This window comes from Xanthomonas hortorum pv. pelargonii, from assembly GCF_024499015.1.
Taxonomy (GTDB): Bacteria; Pseudomonadota; Gammaproteobacteria; order Xanthomonadales; family Xanthomonadaceae; genus Xanthomonas; species Xanthomonas hortorum_B.
In genome coordinates this window covers 2,636,134-2,654,081 of sequence record NZ_CP098604.1, presented here as the reverse complement: position 1 = coordinate 2,654,081, position 17,948 = coordinate 2,636,134, and the positions used below count along the sequence as shown (strand labels likewise).

General features: G+C 59.1%; 20 protein-coding genes and 2 pseudogenes. 10 read left to right on the top strand and 12 right to left on the bottom strand.

The window, feature by feature from the left end; translation table 11 throughout:
* Window positions 1-20 precede the first annotated feature (20 nt).
* On the bottom strand, window positions 21-233 hold the full coding sequence (locus NDY25_RS23170) for a DUF6959 family protein (protein ID WP_425510781.1): 213 nt from the start codon (window positions 231-233) through the stop codon (window positions 21-23).
* Window positions 234-353: 120 nt separating this feature from the next.
* Here NDY25_RS23170 and NDY25_RS11625 point away from each other — a divergent pair, with 120 nt between their 5' ends.
* Window positions 354-653 carry a hypothetical protein gene (locus tag NDY25_RS11625; protein ID WP_168959635.1) on the top strand — a complete coding sequence of 100 codons (300 nt, stop codon included), beginning with the start codon at window positions 354-356 and terminating at the stop codon, window positions 651-653.
* Window positions 654-731: 78 nt separating this feature from the next.
* Here NDY25_RS11625 and NDY25_RS11620 read toward each other — a convergent pair whose 3' ends face one another.
* A complete protein-coding gene (locus NDY25_RS11620; protein ID WP_168959636.1) occupies window positions 732-1,352 on the bottom strand; it encodes a DUF4142 domain-containing protein in 621 nt (206 codons plus the stop codon).
* Between the two features lie 280 nt (window positions 1,353-1,632).
* On the opposite strand from NDY25_RS11620, the gene NDY25_RS11615 reads away from it, so the two are divergent.
* The 3 genes from NDY25_RS11615 to NDY25_RS11605 all read left to right on the top strand — a co-directional run bounded on the left by NDY25_RS11615 (window position 1,633) and on the right by NDY25_RS11605 (window position 4,640).
* Window positions 1,633-2,298: a hypothetical protein gene (locus NDY25_RS11615; RefSeq protein ID WP_168959637.1), complete on the top strand. Its 666-nt coding sequence runs from the start codon at window positions 1,633-1,635 to the stop codon at window positions 2,296-2,298.
* Window positions 2,299-2,580: 282 nt separating this feature from the next.
* Window positions 2,581-3,840: a hypothetical protein gene (locus NDY25_RS11610; RefSeq protein WP_233366560.1), complete on the top strand. Its 1,260-nt coding sequence runs from the start codon at window positions 2,581-2,583 to the stop codon at window positions 3,838-3,840.
* A 308-nt stretch (window positions 3,841-4,148) separates the two neighbouring features.
* Window positions 4,149-4,640: a carbon-nitrogen hydrolase family protein gene (locus NDY25_RS11605; RefSeq protein ID WP_256627461.1), complete on the top strand. Its 492-nt coding sequence runs from the start codon at window positions 4,149-4,151 to the stop codon at window positions 4,638-4,640.
* 294 nt (window positions 4,641-4,934) lie between these two features.
* On the opposite strand, the gene NDY25_RS11600 is transcribed toward NDY25_RS11605, so the two are convergent.
* Window positions 4,935-5,504, bottom strand: coding sequence for a hypothetical protein (locus NDY25_RS11600; RefSeq protein ID WP_233366561.1), 570 nt, complete (start codon window positions 5,502-5,504; stop codon window positions 4,935-4,937).
* Window positions 5,505-5,865: 361 nt separating this feature from the next.
* On the opposite strand from NDY25_RS11600, the gene NDY25_RS11595 reads away from it, so the two are divergent.
* On the top strand, window positions 5,866-6,108 hold the full coding sequence (locus NDY25_RS11595; RefSeq protein WP_160955004.1) for a hypothetical protein: 243 nt from the start codon (window positions 5,866-5,868) through the stop codon (window positions 6,106-6,108).
* A gap of 362 nt (window positions 6,109-6,470) precedes the next feature.
* On the opposite strand, the gene NDY25_RS11590 is transcribed toward NDY25_RS11595, so the two are convergent.
* Complete coding sequence (locus tag NDY25_RS11590; protein ID WP_168959639.1) at window positions 6,471-6,695, bottom strand: hypothetical protein; 225 nt, start codon at window positions 6,693-6,695, stop codon at window positions 6,471-6,473.
* A gap of 1,230 nt (window positions 6,696-7,925) precedes the next feature.
* Here NDY25_RS11590 and NDY25_RS11585 point away from each other — a divergent pair.
* Window positions 7,926-8,231, top strand: coding sequence for a hypothetical protein (locus NDY25_RS11585; RefSeq protein WP_168959640.1), 306 nt, complete (start codon window positions 7,926-7,928; stop codon window positions 8,229-8,231).
* Between the two features lie 132 nt (window positions 8,232-8,363).
* On the opposite strand, the gene NDY25_RS11580 is transcribed toward NDY25_RS11585, so the two are convergent.
* Together NDY25_RS11580 and NDY25_RS11575 are read right to left on the bottom strand one after the other, a co-directional pair.
* Window positions 8,364-8,657, bottom strand: a complete 294-nt coding sequence (locus tag NDY25_RS11580) for a sigma factor-like helix-turn-helix DNA-binding protein (protein WP_256627990.1) — start codon at window positions 8,655-8,657, stop codon at window positions 8,364-8,366.
* A 41-nt stretch (window positions 8,658-8,698) separates the two neighbouring features.
* Window positions 8,699-8,803 (bottom strand): annotated as a pseudogene (locus tag NDY25_RS11575) (RNA polymerase sigma factor); the annotation flags it as partial.
* Window positions 8,804-9,434: 631 nt separating this feature from the next.
* Between NDY25_RS11575 and NDY25_RS11570 the strand changes: the two are divergent.
* From NDY25_RS11570 to NDY25_RS11555, 4 genes are all read left to right on the top strand, one after another.
* Window positions 9,435-10,543 (top strand): IS3 family transposase gene (locus tag NDY25_RS11570; RefSeq protein WP_256627460.1). Its coding sequence is split into 2 segments (ribosomal slippage): window positions 9,435-9,696 and window positions 9,696-10,543, totalling 1,110 coding nucleotides; the frame shifts between segments, so codons are not numbered across the junction.
* A 240-nt stretch (window positions 10,544-10,783) separates the two neighbouring features.
* Complete coding sequence (locus NDY25_RS11565; RefSeq protein WP_233366665.1) at window positions 10,784-11,338, top strand: hypothetical protein; 555 nt, start codon at window positions 10,784-10,786, stop codon at window positions 11,336-11,338.
* A 291-nt stretch (window positions 11,339-11,629) separates the two neighbouring features.
* A complete protein-coding gene (locus NDY25_RS11560) occupies window positions 11,630-12,277 on the top strand; it encodes a hypothetical protein (RefSeq protein ID WP_251755205.1) in 648 nt (215 codons plus the stop codon).
* A gap of 3 nt (window positions 12,278-12,280) precedes the next feature.
* Entirely contained in the window at window positions 12,281-12,541 is a 261-nt protein-coding gene (locus NDY25_RS11555) for a hypothetical protein (protein ID WP_180336623.1), read from the top strand.
* Between the two features lie 44 nt (window positions 12,542-12,585).
* Here the strand turns inward: NDY25_RS11555 and NDY25_RS11550 are convergent, their stop codons facing one another.
* From NDY25_RS11550 to NDY25_RS11525, 6 genes and pseudogenes are all read right to left on the bottom strand, one after another.
* Window positions 12,586-15,414, bottom strand: a complete 2,829-nt coding sequence (locus NDY25_RS11550; protein WP_168960094.1) for an XVIPCD domain-containing protein — start codon at window positions 15,412-15,414, stop codon at window positions 12,586-12,588.
* A gap of 42 nt (window positions 15,415-15,456) precedes the next feature.
* Window positions 15,457-16,103: pseudogene (locus tag NDY25_RS11545) on the bottom strand (imm11 family protein).
* Between the two features lie 205 nt (window positions 16,104-16,308).
* Window positions 16,309-16,809 (bottom strand): imm11 family protein, encoded by a 501-nt coding sequence (locus tag NDY25_RS11540; protein WP_256627989.1) that lies wholly within the window; start codon window positions 16,807-16,809, stop codon window positions 16,309-16,311.
* Complete coding sequence (locus NDY25_RS11535; protein WP_256627458.1) at window positions 16,755-16,958, bottom strand: hypothetical protein; 204 nt, start codon at window positions 16,956-16,958, stop codon at window positions 16,755-16,757. The genes NDY25_RS11540 and NDY25_RS11535 overlap by 55 nt, the downstream gene beginning before the upstream one ends.
* Before the next feature lie 182 nt (window positions 16,959-17,140).
* The gene (locus NDY25_RS11530) at window positions 17,141-17,368 is read right to left on the bottom strand and encodes a hypothetical protein (protein WP_168960095.1); all 228 of its coding nucleotides are present in this window, start codon (window positions 17,366-17,368) and stop codon (window positions 17,141-17,143) included.
* Window positions 17,369-17,478: 110 nt separating this feature from the next.
* Window positions 17,479-17,796, bottom strand: a complete 318-nt coding sequence (locus tag NDY25_RS11525) for a SymE family type I addiction module toxin (protein ID WP_425510817.1) — start codon at window positions 17,794-17,796, stop codon at window positions 17,479-17,481.
* Window positions 17,797-17,948 lie beyond the last annotated feature (152 nt).

Genomic DNA, 17,948 nt, shown 5'->3' with positions numbered 1-17,948 from the left:
CAAGCTGCCTGGACGAATTGTCAGGCACCCGTGGACCGGGAGAAAGGAATGTCCAGCTGATGTTCGCCCAGTACTGAGGTGTAATGGGCCAGCATACCGAGCAGCTTGCTGTGCACATCTTGTAGCTCATCAGAAGAGTCGGGACCACCGGCTAGCGCGCCGGCGACCTGAGCACATAGCGCATGGAGTGTATCTCCTTGCAGCAAAACTCCTGGAGACTTTCGCCCAGTCATTGCAACGTTGCGATGACACCTGGTACTGAAGCAATCACGTTCGATGGATGCGTAAGAGGAGATCACATTGATAAAGCACCCCAGCTGGGGCAACATTCCAGATCGTAGCGATGTCAAGGTATGAGCATTCAAACAAGAACCAATAATGCATTCGCAATCCGCTCTTTCCTATCGCTTGTTGGTGGAGTGGTCTTGTTTCAAGCCGGAAATGCGCTGGGCAAGGGCTCCTCCTATCAGATCAACTGGTACTTCATTGCCCTTTGTGCTGTCTATGCATTAGTTCCGATCGCCATTCTTCGAGCCATTCAGCGTCGCCCCAGTTTTTCCAGGCGTCTGTATTCGATAATTCTTAGCGTGTTGGCGCTGTTGGCAGTTGTGGGAGGAATCGCCTTTTCCCTGATCCCCCTTCCAGGTCCCTAAGTTCGAAAACGACGACGTCGCGCTCACCCGCCGTTTGCAGACCAAGCGTGGCAGACCGGCGATCTGCCACACCCACACTCACATCGCCTTCTTGATCTCTTCCGCCTTCGCCAGGTGCTGCTCGACGTGCGTCTTGGTCTCGGTCAGGTGCTGCTTGACCGGCTCGGTCGACGCCACTGTCATCATCTGCGTCTCGATCAGCTGCAGCGCGTCCTTGTGCCCGGCGATCATTGCATCGATGTAGGCCGCCGCGTAGTCGTTGTCGGACGTCTGCCCCAGCGTGGACAGGTCCTGCTCGCCCTTGCTCTCCAGCTTCTTGACGTCCGGGGTTTCGGCCAGCGTCCCCAGCGCCTTGGTCTTTTCCAGGTTCTCGGTGTGCTCTTTCTCCATCATGTTCGCGTACTCCAGCACCGCGCCGGTGACCTTCTTGTCCTGCGCCTGCTTCGCTGCGGCGATCTCGTGGTTGTCCACCGCCCCGAGCAAGCCCAGAGCGATGTCGTCTCCGGAACTCGCGCGCGCCGCGCCTTCCGGCGCTGGGCTGGCTTCGCCGACGGGCGGCGTGGTCGGGGTCGCCGCGCCACCGGTCGGCGTCGGTTCGGTGGACGCGGCAGGCGCTGCGGCCTCCTTGTCGGCATCAGGCTTGCAGCCAGCGAGCGCCAGCGCCGCGACGATGGACAGGACCAACAGTGATTGTTTCATGCTCCACTCCCTCTCGATTGGAGACAGCAGCATCGCCCTCCCCAGGTGAAGAGAGCTCATACACTTCCACTGAGTTAATCAGACACAAGCATGGGCTGCGGGGCGAAGACACAACGCCGCACCATGCACGCACCGCACGCGGCGGCGCGCGCTTGCACGCGGGCGTGGAACTAGACGTGGGTCAGCGCGGCTGTGATACGCATGGCGTGTGATGACACTTTCCTGCTGAAAGACGGCCCGGTTTGCCGCACACTACCGCGCCACATTTGGAGTGATTGCGATGCGTAAGGCCTGGATGCTTGCCCTGTTGGGCGTTTCGCCGTTGGTCCACGCCGCGTCTGCCACCGACGATGCCACCTGCCGCAATGGATTGTTCACCAGCGCGCCGGTGGCGTTCTCCCTCGGCAAGGTCATCCCGCCGCGCCTGCATCTGCTCAAGGACACCGATGGTTGCCCGGACAAGGGCGGGGCCGCATGCCAGGGACGCGCCTACGTGGTCAAGAACGATATCGTCCTGACGGCGCAGCGCCGCAATGCGTATGTCTGCGTGCTCTATCCCAACAAGGGAGGCGGCAATGCTGGTTGGGTCGCACAGTCCAGCCTGCAGATGCAACCAAGCGCGGCCACGCCCACACCGCAGGCGTGGAACGGCCACTGGCACTACGGCGACAACACGCTGCAATTGACCCCAAACGCAGACGGCAGCATCACCGTCAACGGCGATGCGTACTGGCCCAGCGCCTATCCCGACCCGGAACAGACGCCGGGCGGTCCGCACACCGGCTCGGTCACCGCGCGCGGCTATCCAGAAGGCAACCGTGTCGAGGTCAACGAGAACACGTGCAAGGTGCGCCTGCAATTGCTGGGCGACATGCTGCTGGTCGACGACAACCTGGAATGCGGCGGAATGAACGTCTCCTTCGGCGGGGTATATCGAAAGAAGTAATCGCAAGCCTAGCCACCCCGGTGCGCCGCACGCCTGCAGGGGAAGGCGCAACGGAAGCAGGCGCGCCATCGACCACCGAGCGACATAAAAGCCGATGCGAAGCAGCGCGGTGCGGTTTACGCTGGCCTGCACCGACCAGAACGGATTCGGCTCGCTCGATCCCGCGAGCGGCCCAATGGATGGTGATAGCAGCAGGACGCGCCAGAAGACCTTGTCAGGGGTGACGCACCGAGTAGACCGGCGTCATCTATCATTGCCGATTGCTGTTTTTAAGGAATTGCGTTGAGACATTCCGCCACGCGTTTGATGCGCGCGCCGCTGCTTGCTCCCATGGCGTTGCTTGCCGCTTGCAGCACGACCAACACCACCAACAAATCGTTGCCGCCGTCGGCGGACAATCCCGTCAACACCAGTTACTGCATCGGGCGTCTTGCCGTGACGACCGATGTGCCCCTGCATTTTCTGGGGAGTTCCGCGCAGTTTTATTGGGGCGACATCGATACCTACCGCGAGGACGCGGCCAGCTATGCACAGCGCCTGCTGACCGCACAAGCATCGGCCAGCGATGGCAAGGTGCGCCAACTGATCAAGCCGGTGAAAACGCTGGCACAGGACGATGGCAGGGTCATCGTCGCACACGCGGAAGACGCGTTGCCGCTCGACCCGAATGTCGTACAGGTCACCGGTTTCGCCCATCGCGATGGCACGACCTTTCGCTTCCAGAAGAGTGCCATCAGCCGCCTGCAGGACATCACCGAACGGCGCACCAAGGAAATCCTGGCATCGATCACCAGCAGCGCATCGCCCTTCCCGCCAGCGGCGCAGTCCCAGCAGGGGTTTTGCATCATGCACGGCACCGTCAATCTGGCACCCGGACACGACTGGCACGAAGCCTCCAGGGCCGAAGGGGAATTCACCCTGCAGGAAGCGCGCTACCGTTTCAGTCTGCGTTCGCGCTACCTGCGCTCGCTGTCGTTGAACGAACAGGAAGTGACAAACCAGCGCGACCTGCTACTGGCACTGGCGGGCGCCATACCGGACTCCGGCCTGGCACCGATCAGTGAACTGTCAGGTGCCGCCGGCAACCCATCGCAAGGCAGTGCCCGCCTGCTCGAGATGACGACAGCCGACGGCAAGCAACAGGTCTACGAGTGGCATATGCCGGCTGTCAGTACAGCGTCCAGTACGCCAGCAACGTTTCTCTACATCTGGCCAGCCTCCGGGCAAGCGTCAGCCCGGGACCAGGCCAATTTCATGCGCTGGGTGATGTCCCATCCGCAGCAGACGACACCGCTGTTGCAGATACAGCAAATGGCCAGCAGCGTTATACGGCAGCAGGCGACGCCAGCAGTAGAAGAGAGCAGGCTGGTGTACCGGATGCAGCTGCATTACCACGGCGACCAGGCTGCCGGCGGGCGCCATTACGTAATCTACAAGGATGGCCAGAAAGTCGACGACGGACGCAGCGATGCCAACGGATTCACCAAGTCACACAATGCCGATTACGACCAGGTGTGGACAACCAAGGTGCTCAATAAATGAGTCCCTGCTTCAGTACGGCGCACCCTGATCTATAACCAATCAGGCTGGAGAAGACCGGTAACCATCCGGTCAACCTATCCTCCTGAGACCCGCACTGAAGATAGGCATCCAGGCAAGACGTCTCGCTTTCGAAAATGTAGGCGTTCGAGCAGCATATCCGGGCTTTCAAGCGCACTCTGGTTACCCGCCTTTCGGAATCCGCTACGCTCAACCCCAATACGTGGACACGAGACAGGCAATGAAGCTGACAGCTGCGCAAATCCTTTCAACGCCTGGCCAAATCGAAGAGAACATCAGTAAGCACCTCGATGTCAGCCAGCCTGGCGGCGAGCAAGGGTGCGGATGTGCTGGTCTTTCCCGAGCTTTCCCTCACCGGTTACGAACCCGGATTGGCGCAGGCCCTGGCGGTGCAGCCGGCTGATCAGCGCTTTGATCAATTTCAGGTAGCAAGTGACCGGCACGGCATGCTCATCGCCGTTGGCGCGCCCACGAAGGGGGCAAAAGGCACCGAAATCAGCATGCTCTGCTTCCAGCCGGGGCTAGGGCGCACAAGCTACTCCAAGCAGCAGTTACACCCCGACGAGTTACCGTTCTTCACCGCCGGTGCCGAGCAGCTTGTGCTCAGACACGCAGATCAGCTGCTGGCGCCTGCCATTTGCTACGAGTCACTGCAGGCAAGCCATGCGGAACAAGCTGCAGCGTCAGGTGCTGGCGTGTACCTGGCAAGCGTGGCCAAGTCGGAAACAGGCGTGACATCGGCCTACAGTCATTATCCGACGATTGCAAAAAGCATTCCCTGACTGTCTTGATGGCGAATTGTGTAGGCCCCGCCGATACCTTCATAGGAGCGGGGCGGTCTGCCATCTGGAGCAGTGAGGGTGACCTCGTTTGTAGAGCTGATGCCTTCCAGGAGGCATTAGTGGCGTACGACATGGGGACCGGAAAAGCGAGCGTCTTCAGCTTAGCTTGAGATCAGGCCAAGGCCAGTAACAGGCAGCCCTGTCTGTGCGGTGACACTCGGCAACCCCACTTGCCCGCTGCGTCAGCAGCTGCGCGAGGACATCTGCGGCGGCGGGTTTGGCTTGACTGCATTATCAGGACGCAACGACCTGGGGATACAAGCCCTTTGCGCTGTTGAGCTCCACGGCCAACTTCCCTACTTTGGACAGTAGTTTGCCGATATCCTGCTCAGGATCAGCGTAGAAATAATCGATGCAAAAGCGAAGTGACGTACCAAACTGATCGCCGACGGGTGGAAGCGCAACGCTCCTGATCTGCATCGGCTCGCCCGCTCGCGCCGAATCGCGTACCCACCAGGAAATGAACTCGAGTGCCTTAAGGCCTTTCGTATCGCGCGTGATACCAAAGTTGACGGAGATGGCAAGCTCGTTGTCCAAGCCTCCCTTTGTGCGCTTCAACGCACCGAGCGGCAGGTCGGCATACGGAAGAAGACTGAAGTCGCTTTCCGTGACATCAGAAAGATCCACCTTGTCCACCGCTGCATCGGTAATGCCGGGAATGGACGCAATGGCGTCTTGTAGTTCTTGTACTTCGGGCGGCATTGCAGCTCCAGACGAATTGCGTCGGACGATCGTCGTCGAGGTGCTGTTTGCAGTCAATTGCTCATGGTCTTGGAATTCGCCGCCCACGGCGCGAAGCAACATCAGGAGATAAGATCAAACGCATATCTGTTGTCTTCCGGCATCGCCAGCGCTTTTGGCGCCGGACTCGCACGATCATCTTGAGAGATGAAGGAGCAAGGCACCACCTATCTCGTCGAAGCACAGTGGTATCGAAAGGCCTTGCGCGATGCGCATGGCAAACGGGGGCGTGGCGCCATTCCCGCTGACTTAAAAGCAAATTTCTGAGTCAGCGGGCAATTTACGTCAAGGCGTATAGCCCCACTGCGCGATGATGGCTTCCAAGATGGCTTGATTCGGTACGCTCGCGCCTTTACATGTCATCAGATATGCCCGGCGTGCCGCCGCCGTGGCTGACGGGTTGAAGGCCGGGCTCCATACCTGGATGGAATGGAAGGTTGCGATCGGCGCTGCACATTCTGGAGTCGGAGCACCGAAGCCGGACACGCTTGCCATGCAAAGAAAGACCGAGCAAGGATCTCCCGCCTGGGCGCGCGCTGGGGCGCTCAAGCCAAGGCTTAAAGCAGCAGCCAATGCGAAAGTGGTGGCAATGCTACGTAGCTTCATGATGAATACGTCCCTGGTAGTGATTGAAATGACGTGCTTGTCTCTGGGCGACCTGCGTTAAGCGTGGCTCAGCGAGAAAGCCCCTGACACCGCTTGCAATGGTGTCGGCTGGGTCACCTGATGTTCCGTCTTCGCCAGAATGGCGGTGGTCAGGGTAGCATGTCGACCGCGCGCGGTGTGAGGGCTAGACACCGCCGGTTGGCAGCCGAGCAGAGATGCGCTGGTAGCTAGTCCAGTCCCGTGGCGCGACAGCTCAACGCCCGCTCATCCATCGCTCTCTTGCTTTTCATTGGCCAGGTCAATGTCGTGCAGATTAGAGACCTCAGCACACTAAAATGAGGCGGCATAAGCCAACTTTCATAGCAAGCTGCGTTGATAGAAGATTGTCAATGGACATCTATCAAAGCCAGAGTTAGACAAAGCCTATCTGCCATCAGGCTGCTTGACCGTAAGAAAGCCAAGCGTACACAGGATGACACCCATCACGGCAAGGCCAATGACAACCAACTGCCGGATCTCGTCGCTGGGCGAAGGAGCCTTGATTAGGCCCCTCAAGAAAACCAATGCGGCCACCGCCAATAATATGAGTCCGATTTTGCTATAAGGATTGATCAGGCCCCCAAGAGAAGGGGGCATCTTCTTATTCATCCATGAAGTCCTTTGTAATCCGCAGTGAGCGTTAGACTACTACCGTACGATATTCCCGCACTCTGGGCTCTTGGTCAATCATTCAACGGTATCGAGTCCAGCATAAAAATCGCAACCACGTTTGTATTGCGGATGCACCATGAAGGGATGAGAGGTCAAGTCGACTCATTAGATTAACCTGACCCCACTTCTTGTGGTCTCATCGCCTTGTGTAAGGTACAGCCCAGCTCACCTGCGGCGCGCTACGCCAGAGCTAGACGGTGTCTGATGCATATGCGCGGCACACTTCGTTTCTTACGGAGAATCTGTCTGTGGAAGAGCATGAAGATCTTCGGGTCTGGGCGCTATGAGTGACGTTGAACCGTTGCATGTGGCTGTGAGTCTGAACTTGGACTTGGTCGATTGATCCTCGATAGCGCGAACACCGTCGATAACGCACAAGACGCCGAACAGCGTTGCATCGGCCGCTATTTGCAATGCGGCGACAACGTTGGCTTTGTCGGCAGGAGCGAGACCGCGATACCAGACGGACAAGCTAACCAGAGATTGTTCGGGCCTACGACCCGGCGGGGCCTTAAGAAGTTCCACGCAATCGTGAACGGCTGCGTCCGCGCATTGGGTCTTCAGCCCGCTAACGAAATCATTTGGGGTCATTTCTGGTCCCGGCTGTTGAAGAGTTCGCTAGCTTCCACCTTCAGGCTATCGCAGTGTATGCGTTTGAAATGCGGCAGAGAGCGAGCACAGCCATTTATGGCGTATGTGAGAGCGAACTCGATAAGACGTGGGGAACATAACTTGCATGTTCTGGTGCGCACCCTAAGTGCGACATTAGGACGAACCCATGCGACTACAGTTCTGCTTGCTTGCGTTAGCGATGGCATTAGCGCCACACGCACTTGCCAAAGGACCTTCTACAGCGTTGTCTGATGCCAACATCAGGACGCTGCTGATTCAACAATCGATCAATGCATATCCCGGCAACTGTCCCTGCCCGTACAACGCGGCACGCAATGGCAGCAGCTGCGGCGGTAGAAGCGCATATAGCCGTGGTGGTGGCTACGCCCCGTTGTGCTACCCAAAGGACGTGACCAAGGCAATGATTGCCGACTACCGAGCTGGAGCGCAGTGAAGCCGATGGCCCAAGCTGGCCACACCATTCGGGCCAAACGGCCCTTACGTCGTTCGTCTTCTGGCCCTGCATAACCATCAAGTAGTTACGAGGAAACATCCATGAAAAAGGCAAAGATCGTTTTGGCGATCGTGGTAGCACTCGCCTCCGCTTCAGTGTGCGCGCAGACCCGTGTCAATGGTTATCACCGCGCTGATGGCACTTATGTGCAACCTCACTATCGCAGTGCGGCCAACAGCACAACGCTCGACAATTATTCGACACGTGGGAATGTGAATCCATACACCGGAAAACTTGGAACTGTCGATCCGTATAAAGAACAGAACACTTATCGCCAGCCAGCACCACAGCCAACCTACGGACCATCGAGGGCTGACGCCGTCGATCCTTATGGATCCGGTTACTGATGCATCAAACCCTGCCTCGGCAGGGTTTTTATCTGCATCGATGTTTGCGGGTCGTAGCGCACCGGCGTGCGTGTACAACACAGCGAGAATGCATCCTGATGCCTCATCCGGCAGACAACGCACCCCGGGACATCACTGCATAGCGGCCCGGCACGCGGCCAGTGCGCGGCTGATGTGCTTTTCCACCATCTTGATCGAGATGCCCATGGCTGCGGCCACTTGCGGGTAGGTGAGGCCGTCGATGCGGTTGAGGATGAAGGCCTGGCGGCATCTGGGCGGTAGTGCGGGCAGCGTGTGGGTGTCAGGTGCTGCATGATGCGGCGGGCGTCGGCGATCTGGTCGACGTGGGCGCCGTCTGCGGCCAGTGGTGCGATCAGGTCCAGTGCGACGTGGGCGTTGGCGTGGCGGCGGTGGCGCGTGCGCCAATGCTCCAGCACCACGTTGTGCGCGATGCGGTACATCAGCAGTGCGTAGTCGCCGATGTCGGGCGCGTCGCGGTAGGCCAGCAGGCGGAGCAGCGTTTCCTGGGCGAGGTCGGCGGCGGTGTCCGGGTGACGAAGGCGCCGGCGCATGTAGGCGAGCAAGTCGGCATGCAACAGGCCGATGGCCTGGTCGAAGCGCGCCCTGCCCGATGCCGGTTCCTCCCGCACGCGCCAGCGCGTGGTGGGGCGTACCTGCGTGTAGTCGCGCACGAGTGTGATGCGCGGTGGCGTGTCGCACGCCATACGTTAGGCGGAGGTATTGCCTGGGTCGCTGCGTCGATGCAAGGCGGGTCAGCTCGCCGTTGCGCAGGCGGATGTGGAGGTAGCGACGGGATGCAGGAGGTTAGAAACCGCACAGAATGAGTGGTCGTATTTCCCGACGAGTGTTGTCAGCCGGGCTCCGGGCGCAGGCATCGCGTCGATTACAACCACCAGAAACTACGGACACAAAAACACACTGGGTTGACGCCGGTGGATACAGCTCTTAGAAGATTTTCTATGATCTTGAAATAAAGCTTGCTAGCGATCTGATGCGATACCAGCCCACTGGGACAAAAGCATCGCAAATCGCGCTGACACCTTTATTGCACTATCTGATCAATTTCATACCGTTCGATGCGGCTGCACTGGTGCTTGATCACGTTGCTGTGTCAGCCCCCGTAAAATTGATCCAGCCATAACTAGAGGTCTCCGGGCACACTAGCCACCGAGGAGACCAACGATGCGCAAGAGCAAGTTCACCGAGAGCCAGATTGTCGCCACGCTGAAGCAGGTTGAGGGCGGCCGCCAGGTCAAGGATGTGTGCCGTGAGCTGGGTATTTCCGACGCGACGTACTACGTCTGGAAGTCCAAGTACGGTGGCATGGAGGCAGCTGATGTGCAGCGCCTTCGCGACCTGGAGACCGAGCACAGCAAGCTCAAACGCATGTATGCCGAGCTCGCGATGGAAAACCATGCATTGAAGGATGTCATCGCAAAAAAGCTGTAGACCCGGCGCACAAACGCCCGCTTCTTGCCTGGCTCGTCGAGCAGCATGGCTGGAGCGAGCGCCGGGCCTGTGCGGTCGTTGGCGTGGCTCGCTCGACAGTGCGCTATCGGCGTCGTCCCGATCGCGACGAGGAGGTCATTGCGCTGTTGTCCGAATTGGCCGAGCGTTTTCCCGAGCGTGGTTTTGGAAAGCTCTTTCAGATCATCCGCCGTCGCGGACATGTGTGGAATCACAAAAGGGTGTGGCGCGTGTATTGCCTGATGAAACTCAATCAACGTCGTCGCAGCAGGCGCCGGGTCCCGACGCGTCATCCACAACCGCTGGCATGCGGAGAGCGACCCAATGCTGGATGGTCGATCGACTTCATGTCCGATGCGTTGTGGGATGGTCGACGCTTCCGCACGTTCAATGTCATCGACGATTTCAGTCGGGAAGCCTTGGCGATCGAAGTGGACTTGAATCTCCCGGCCGCCCGCGTCATCCGCACCTTGGAACGCATCGCAGCCTGGCGCGGCTACCCCGCCAAACTTCGCTTGGACAATGGCCCGGAGTTTGTCGCATTGGCCTTGGCCGAGTGGGCCGAGCGCAAAGGCATCGCCTTGGACTTCATCGAGCCGGGGCGTCCAATGCAAAACGGTTTTATCGAACGCTTCAACGGCAGCTACCGGCGCGGCGTGCTGGACATGCATCTCTTCCGCACGCTGAGCGAGGTTCGCGAACAGACCGAACACTGGCTGGCCGACTACAACCAGCAGATCCCGCACGACAGCCTGGGCGGGCTAACGCCCGCCGAGTTCCGTGATCAACATCAACCGCAGACCTCTAATTTTGGCTGGCATTGAATTACGGGGAGTCGACAGCGGCACCGTGGCGCGCTTGCGCGCCGGCTTGGGCGGGATGGGATCGACGCATGGCAACGCTTCTCCTTGACGAACAAGCCTTGCCACCTTGGCGGAATTCGCACAACGTCCTGCAGTCAGATACCCTCGCGAGAATCCCGGCAGACGTGCGGGCTGTTTACGTGACCGACCATTCTGGCGACCTGCATCGCCAACAGCCAAAGTGCAGAAGGAACGATGGGTATGGGTGATAATCACCGAAAGGCCTATGTCGCATTCGTTGGATTGCTTTGCGCCGCAGTGGCGGGGTGTACCTCACCTGCGCCCGCCGTCGCGTCACAGCGCGAGCATCCGAGTCAGCACACTGCTAAGGCTCCTGTTGTCTTCTATCCTTCTCAGGATTTCGGCACGTTTCTGCGACGTTATGCTGATTCTGCCGACGACAGCGTGCACCGCAGCTTTACTGACGACCCGCTGGAGTATGAGGTGGCGACTCACACGGTCGAAAAAGAAACTGACGCGTCACCCACTACGCATCTCTCCAGGCGAACAGGCCTCTCCCGCCTGGAGCTCTTCCCCTATCGTTACTTCAAGGATGCAAAGGTCTTTGATCGAGTCGTTCTGGGGGAGATGAAGCCGGAGCGTCAAAGTAAAGTTGGATACCCGGTCTCTATCCAAACGATGGCCGGTGATGGCCGCAGTGTGGACTTCGGCATGGAGTACGAAGTAGATACCTACGTGTTTAGAGGGAGCCAGGGCTGTTGGTACCTGTCTCGTGCGATCAACCTTAGGGACTAACAAGGAGTAGGCACATGGCCGCACAGGACGCGACACAGCAGGTCCCTTATCGCGTCATTCAACTTGAGTGGGATGCGGGCGGAGAAGGGCTATCACAACGAGGTTGTGGAGAACTTCGATGGCCTGGTCACGCACCATCCCAACAGCAATAGCGGTGCTCATCTGGTCAACGGCAGCGTCGTTGGCGGGCAAGCGCCGAAGTCCCTACTTATGTGAAGCCAGTTCAGAACCCGCTGCCTATTGCAGTGTATAAACGGGCTAATTCTGGATGTCGTCGGCGCTATAGACGACATGCTTTACCAACACGAGGAAGAGATGCGAAGTTTACTGAGGCCATGGATGGTCATACTGCCAATGTTGATCGGTGGATGCGGGGGAAAGGTACCTCCGGCTTATGGCGACGGCTTTCCAGTCGTCAAGCCGATTGATCTAGTCCACTCCGGTGCGACGGTCGAAGCGCGCTTCGAACTGCCTCTGCAGGAGACAGGCGATCCGGGACCCAGCACGTTTCTGATCGGATTCCGTTCTGGTGGGCCACGCAAACGCCCCGATCTGAAGCCAGGGGATGCGGACTTCCTTGAGGAAGCGAAGCTTCCCTTGAGGGTCCAGCTTTGGAAGCAGAATGGTGGCAAAGAGACGCCCGTGGTGCTTCACGAGCTGAATCGTGATTTGCCGGCAGTGTGGCAAGGCACGCGCTACCAAAAGGCAAAGAGTGACGTCTTCCCCTACAGAAGCGCTGTCGGCGCGGATTCCAATAGCCTGGTGAAAGCCGGCAAATACGACATGTCGATGGCCTATATGGAATATGAGGTTGCCAGTGCCGAGTCTAAGGACCTGACTCCCGGGAAATACCGGTTGAAGGTTACCAATCTTCAGGACAACCCGCAGATCGCTCACCTCAGCTTTGAGCTTCTTGTCGCTAACTACAACGTGAAATAAAACATGGACAGTCAATCTCATAGCAGTGCTCAGGCCCAACCTGGCAGGAAAGATCCCGGCCCCTACACCGTTACCGTCTATCTCGCTGCACCCGGTACGACCGTGCGCGATGAAAAGGGCCATGGTCACCCTTCCTCCGCAGGCCATGCGTACTTCATGATCTCTGACGGCGAGCACAAGAGCGGATATGGATTCTCGCCGATCAAAACGGGTGTTAAAGGCCCCGGACACGTCGTCAGATACGAGTACAAGAGCGGTATGTAACTAGGCAGGAGACATGAGATCAAACTGACACGCTCTGAGTTTAATCACACCATCCTCGGCCCGCTCTTGCTCGGATCATCAGGACCGCGATCACGCGCTTGCGCGAGCTCTTGCAATCGTGTCTGTTCCTGCGCATCACGTGTTTGATTGGCGGCGAGGTATTGTTGTTCCGACGATGCGGTGATTGCTTCTTGTGTCGGCATATTTGCACGGTTGGCGAAAGGATCCGGAGAGGCTCCAGGGCCGGTACGCATCACGAACATCGTGACTCCCCCTGGGAGCTTATCGGTGGGCACGTTCAACGCAACGTCCACGTTGTCGCCGGGTTTGAATCCCGCTTCTACCGCCAGCTTGTATGCGCTCGCGACCATGCGATCGCTTCGCTCGTCCCAAGGCTTGTTGGCGCTTTCATCGAGCTTGGCGATGGACAAACGTATCTGCTCCACCAACGCGGCGTCTTGCGGTTTGGGACCAACAGGGCTCTGACGGTCTACGGATCGCTGATCGTCAATCGGCGGATCCTGCGATGCAGTGGCGCGCGCGCTCAGCTGCATTGCCGGGGCAGCACCCTGCCCTGCAATCGTGCTCGTAGAAGCTCCACGCTCTTGTGTCTGGCCGTCGTCCAGCGAGGATGACCGTCCTGGCACAGTTGGTGACGAAGGCGCACTAGGTAACGGTGCTTCCGACGACGGCGTTGCAGGTTGTTGTGTCTGAGGCGCTTGCGTAGGAGCACCGGGTTGGGGAGTTTCCGCAGGCCTGGCTTGCTGCGTTTGCGCTTGCGATATCTCTGCTGCTGTCGTGGTCGCCCTGATCTCCATGCGGTCGTCATTTTGGCCAACCACCGTGGCGATCGAACCGTCTTTCTGTAGCTGCAGGAAGAACGGCATCGTTGGGCCAGTGTCACGCGCGTGGTCTTGTGCGACCGCCGAGGTCGCCGCGTCGATCTGCTCGTCGGTGCGTGTAATGCCGGCACGGGCGTAGACACCGGCTACCTGGCTGCGCAAGTCGCTTTGTGTCGGCGTGGGATGGGTGCGCGCAACTTCCGCCATCGACGCCATGTCTTGAAGCCCGGCCTGCTGACTCTGCAACGTGCGGTTCAATTCCTCGCGCGTGTTGCCGGTTGCCTGGTTCGTTCCGTAAAACGTTCCTGGCGTGCTCCATTCGCCACTGGCATCACGGGTGTAAGCGTTGCCGTCGGAGGCCTGCAGTGACTGTGGTTGTGCGCGGGCATTGGCAATGACGGGTGGCACCGGTTCGCGGGAGGTGAACTCGTTCCAGCCAAACTGGTTGTAGGCAATCTGATAGCGCGCTGCGGTCGCCTCTGGTGTGTTGGCCGCGTTCTGCGCGATCACGGTTTGCGATTGCCGATCCAACTCGGTCGCACGCTCAGGGCTGACCGGTGCGTTACGCGTCACAGGTATCTTGCCGTCGATGTTCTCCCGGATTTCAACTTGCCACCGCCCTGTCTGGGCATCGCGTACGTAGTCGCGCCCCGTTTCGAACGGTTCGCGCGGTGGCCGGGTTTCGGCGCTGGCATCAAGGCGGTATGGGTCTTGCGGCTTCGGCGGGCTCCCCAAGCCGAGCGAGTACGAGTCGTTGGCAGCACGGTAATTCAGCTCGTCGACCAAGCGCCCAGCGGCAAGCAAACGTGTCTCTTGATAACCGCCGTTTGGCGTTGGAGCACGCACCGTGCGTGTCCACGCGCCTTGCGCGTCTTCCGGATTGCGTGTCCACTCGTTGCCGCTGCCGTCTGGTTGCGTGTAGATCCGCTTGATGTCCTGCTGCTCGGCCCAGCGTTCGCCAAGATAGACGCCGGCCACGCCGCCAACCAAACCGGTGGCCAACGCTCCCGGCCCCGTCCATGAACCGGTGGCGGCGCCGTAACCAGCACCAAGCAGGAAGCCGCCAGCGATACCACCGGCATTGCGGCCAACGAAGTGGGTGGCCGCCGATTGGGCCGCTGTCTCGTTGCCCGCCGTCTGCAGTTGGACCACACGATGGCCAGTGACGGCGAAGTCGTAAGCCATGAGCGCCACGCCCGCAGCACCGGCAACACGGGCGCCGGGTCCTCGCAATCCAGCTGCTTCTGCTGCGGCGCCTTCGCCCGCAACAATGCCGCCCTCGCCTGGGACACCCGGCATTCGGGGAACAATTGGCGGCCGCGCAATGATCGGTGGCATCTCATGGGGAAAGGCAACGCGCAACCGCGCTGCAAGCGGGTCTGAAAGGGGCAAGTGGCCCGCCTGGTTTGCCTCCGCGATCGCCGTGCCCAGAGACGGCCGCCCGCCCCATCTCTCACTCAGCGTGGAGGCGCCCGGCTGATCGGCGGCATCCAGTGCAAGTTTGATGTTGCCTTCCGATTGGGTGACCCCCGCCCAGCGCGCTTCTGCTGCTGACATCTTTCCCATTTCGGCGATTTGGGGAGCATGGCTTTGCCGGTATTCGGCAAGGTCGCCGTGAAACTCCCGAATCCGCGCATTCGCCTGCTCCGGTGTCATACCCTGCGGCGCGTTAGTCACAAGATCGCCGTTGACCAGCCCCACCTTGAGCGTGTCAGTCAGACCATTGACCCGGGCGGCGATGCGCTGCGCTGCGGCTTGGTCGCCTCGCAAGGTCGCTTGGCCGTCGGGTGAAATCTCCAGCCGCTCCAGAGCGTTCGCGAGTTCCTCTGTGTAGGCCCCTAGCGGCCCACCGGGGTGCGGTGACAATCCCATTTTGGCAGCTAGCGCTGGATCGGCCGGCAGGTTGAGCATGTTGTGCGGGCCATGGAGATCGAACAGTTTGCGTTCCGACAAGGCTTGCAGCAGTTCGCTGCGGCGATAGGCGCCCTGCTCGATAACGTGATGCCCCTGGAAGACAGGCGTGTCGGCCATGCTAGTGCTCCCGCTCAAAAATCCATGGAAGATCGAAGGAAATCAGAATTCCGCAGCGTCACGCACCTGAATACCGTCGAGATTCGCAGCCTCCAATGCATCGGCTAAGGTCCGGTCGCAAATAGCGTCGATCCCGAGCCGGGGCTGGCGGAAGATATGGCCATTGCCAACGACTTCTTGCTTGAAAACCAGGCTCGCGCCACCGGCAACGCTGTAGAACTTAAGGTCCTCTCCAGTTTGATGGTCCCGTTCGTACTCGATCTTGACCCGTGACTCAGCCTCATCGAGCGCGTCAAGCGACCGCAGCACACCGCAAAAATAATATTGAGGCCCGGGGAACCGTCTGCGAGCGTAAAGTCGCAGGCCGAAAAAGCTAAGCCCTGTGGGTCCACGGCCTCAAAGACATGCTTCAACGCCTCGGAGACGATCCATTGGCCTGCCAGTTTTTCGAAATCCCGCGGCATTCCGCCAAGTTCCGGCACATGGATCAGATGAGGCTTTTCTGGGTATTGATTTGGATCGCCATTGGGCGGCTCAATCATGAAGGTTCCGGGAAGCCGAAGCCGTTTCTTGTTGGCAATCTCTAAGCCAGAACTCTGACCGTTGCCCCAGAAGCTCGGCCGGAGGACAAAGAACTTGCCCTTGTGAGTAACGCTTGGAATCGTAACGGGAATTGCAGTCTGGTTCATGGCGACTTCCATCTTGAACGCGGGTGGATTACGCATTTCGGCTAATTACCTAGCCTGGCGATTTTAGAGCTACAAGCAACCGGTCTGTGAATCAGTAAAGTAATCTTTTTAAGCCGTTTTCTCAACGAGATCATGATGTTACAAAAGAGCATGTAGGTCATGCTGATGCTCGCGCTACGCAATCCATGGACAACGTTGGGAAGAACTACAAATCCGCGGCGTCGCGAATCTCAACACCATCCAGATTTGCAGCATTCAACGCGTCAGCCAACACACGGTCGCAGATAGCATCAGTCCCAAGACGAAACTGCCGAAAAATGTGCGCATCGCCTACGACCTCCTCCTTGAAGACTAGGCTGGCACCGCCCGATACGCTGTAGAACTTGAGATCCTCTTCGGTTTGATGATCTCGCTCATACTTGATCTTGACCCGTGACGCGTCCTCATCGAGCGCGTCGAGTGAGCGCACCACCTCGCACAAATAGTGCTGAGGCCCAGGTGAGCCATCGGCGAGCGTGAAGTCACAAGCCGCGAACGCGAAACCTTTCGGGTCAATGGATTCGAACAATTGCTTCAGTGCTTCTGAAACGATCCAGATGCCGAACAGGTTTTCAAAATCGCGGGGCATGCCACCCAACGCTGGTACATGGATCAAATGGGGCTTTTCCGGATACTGCCCTGGATCGCCATTGGGCGGCTCAACGATGAAGCTTCCAGGGAGCCTAAGTTTTTCTCGTTCGCAATCTCTATGCCAGACACCTTCCCATTGCCCCAGAAGCTCGGCTCGAGAACAAAGAACTTACCCTTGTGGGAAACGCTTGGAATCGTAACGGAAATTGCAATCTGGTCGTTCATGGCGGCTTCCATCGTGGATGCGGTTGCGTTGTGCATTTCGGCTTATCACTTTGCCAAGCGATTCTAGAGTAACGAGCGGACTATCAGTGGATTACTCGAAAAACCTCTTAAGTGGCCGAACTGGCGTATGAAAATCTTGGTTAACGCCGGCATCAAATTAACTTCTGTAACAAAACCTGTTTTCATTGTGGCTCGCCCCGCCTTTGCTCCACCCGCTGCTCAAGCATCTCGCGCACGGCATGGGCGGCATCGAAGATGGCTTGTCCGAGCGTGGGCAGGGTCTGCGCCTCCAGGCACTCCGGTTTGCTCATGGCGATGACGTCGCCATGAGCGATGAGGGTGCGTAGCAGGCGGTCGAGCTGGTCGCGTTGGTCCAACGTGAGATGCAAGACGACGGCGGGGTGCTCCATCTGTGTTCTCCTCTGCGCGGTGAGCGGGGAGCGCGCACGGTATGGCGATTGGCGCGTTGCGCTCGGCGCGGGGCGTGCGGGTGCGTGCTGCGCGTGCGCGGCGCACCTGGTTAGTCCGTAGGTGCGACGCTGACGACCAACTCGCCATCGCGCAGGCGGATGTGGAGCTTGCTGCCGATGGTGAAGCCCAGTTGTTCCAGCCAGCGGCCGCGTAGGCGTAGCGTGGGGATGCGTTGGTCGCTGGCGGGGTAGTAGCCGTAGCCGACGGTGCAGTGTTGCGGGGCACGCGGGTGGCCGGGGCGGGGGGGCGGGGTTCGGTGCGGGGTTGGGGGATGGGGGTGCGCTCGACGTAGGGCCGCGGCTTGATCGAGGGGTCGAGCGAGCGCCAGACGATCTCGGTGGGCGGCGGCTCCGTGGCGCGCTTGCATGCGGATGTGGAACGGGACGTGGATCGACGCATGGCAAAGCCCTCCTTGACGAACAGGCCCCGTCGCCGGGTGGCGACGGGATGTCGGGAGGTTAGAAACCGCACACAGTCGGCGGGCGTATTTCCCCGAAGGGTGTTGTATTAGAGCGTCTA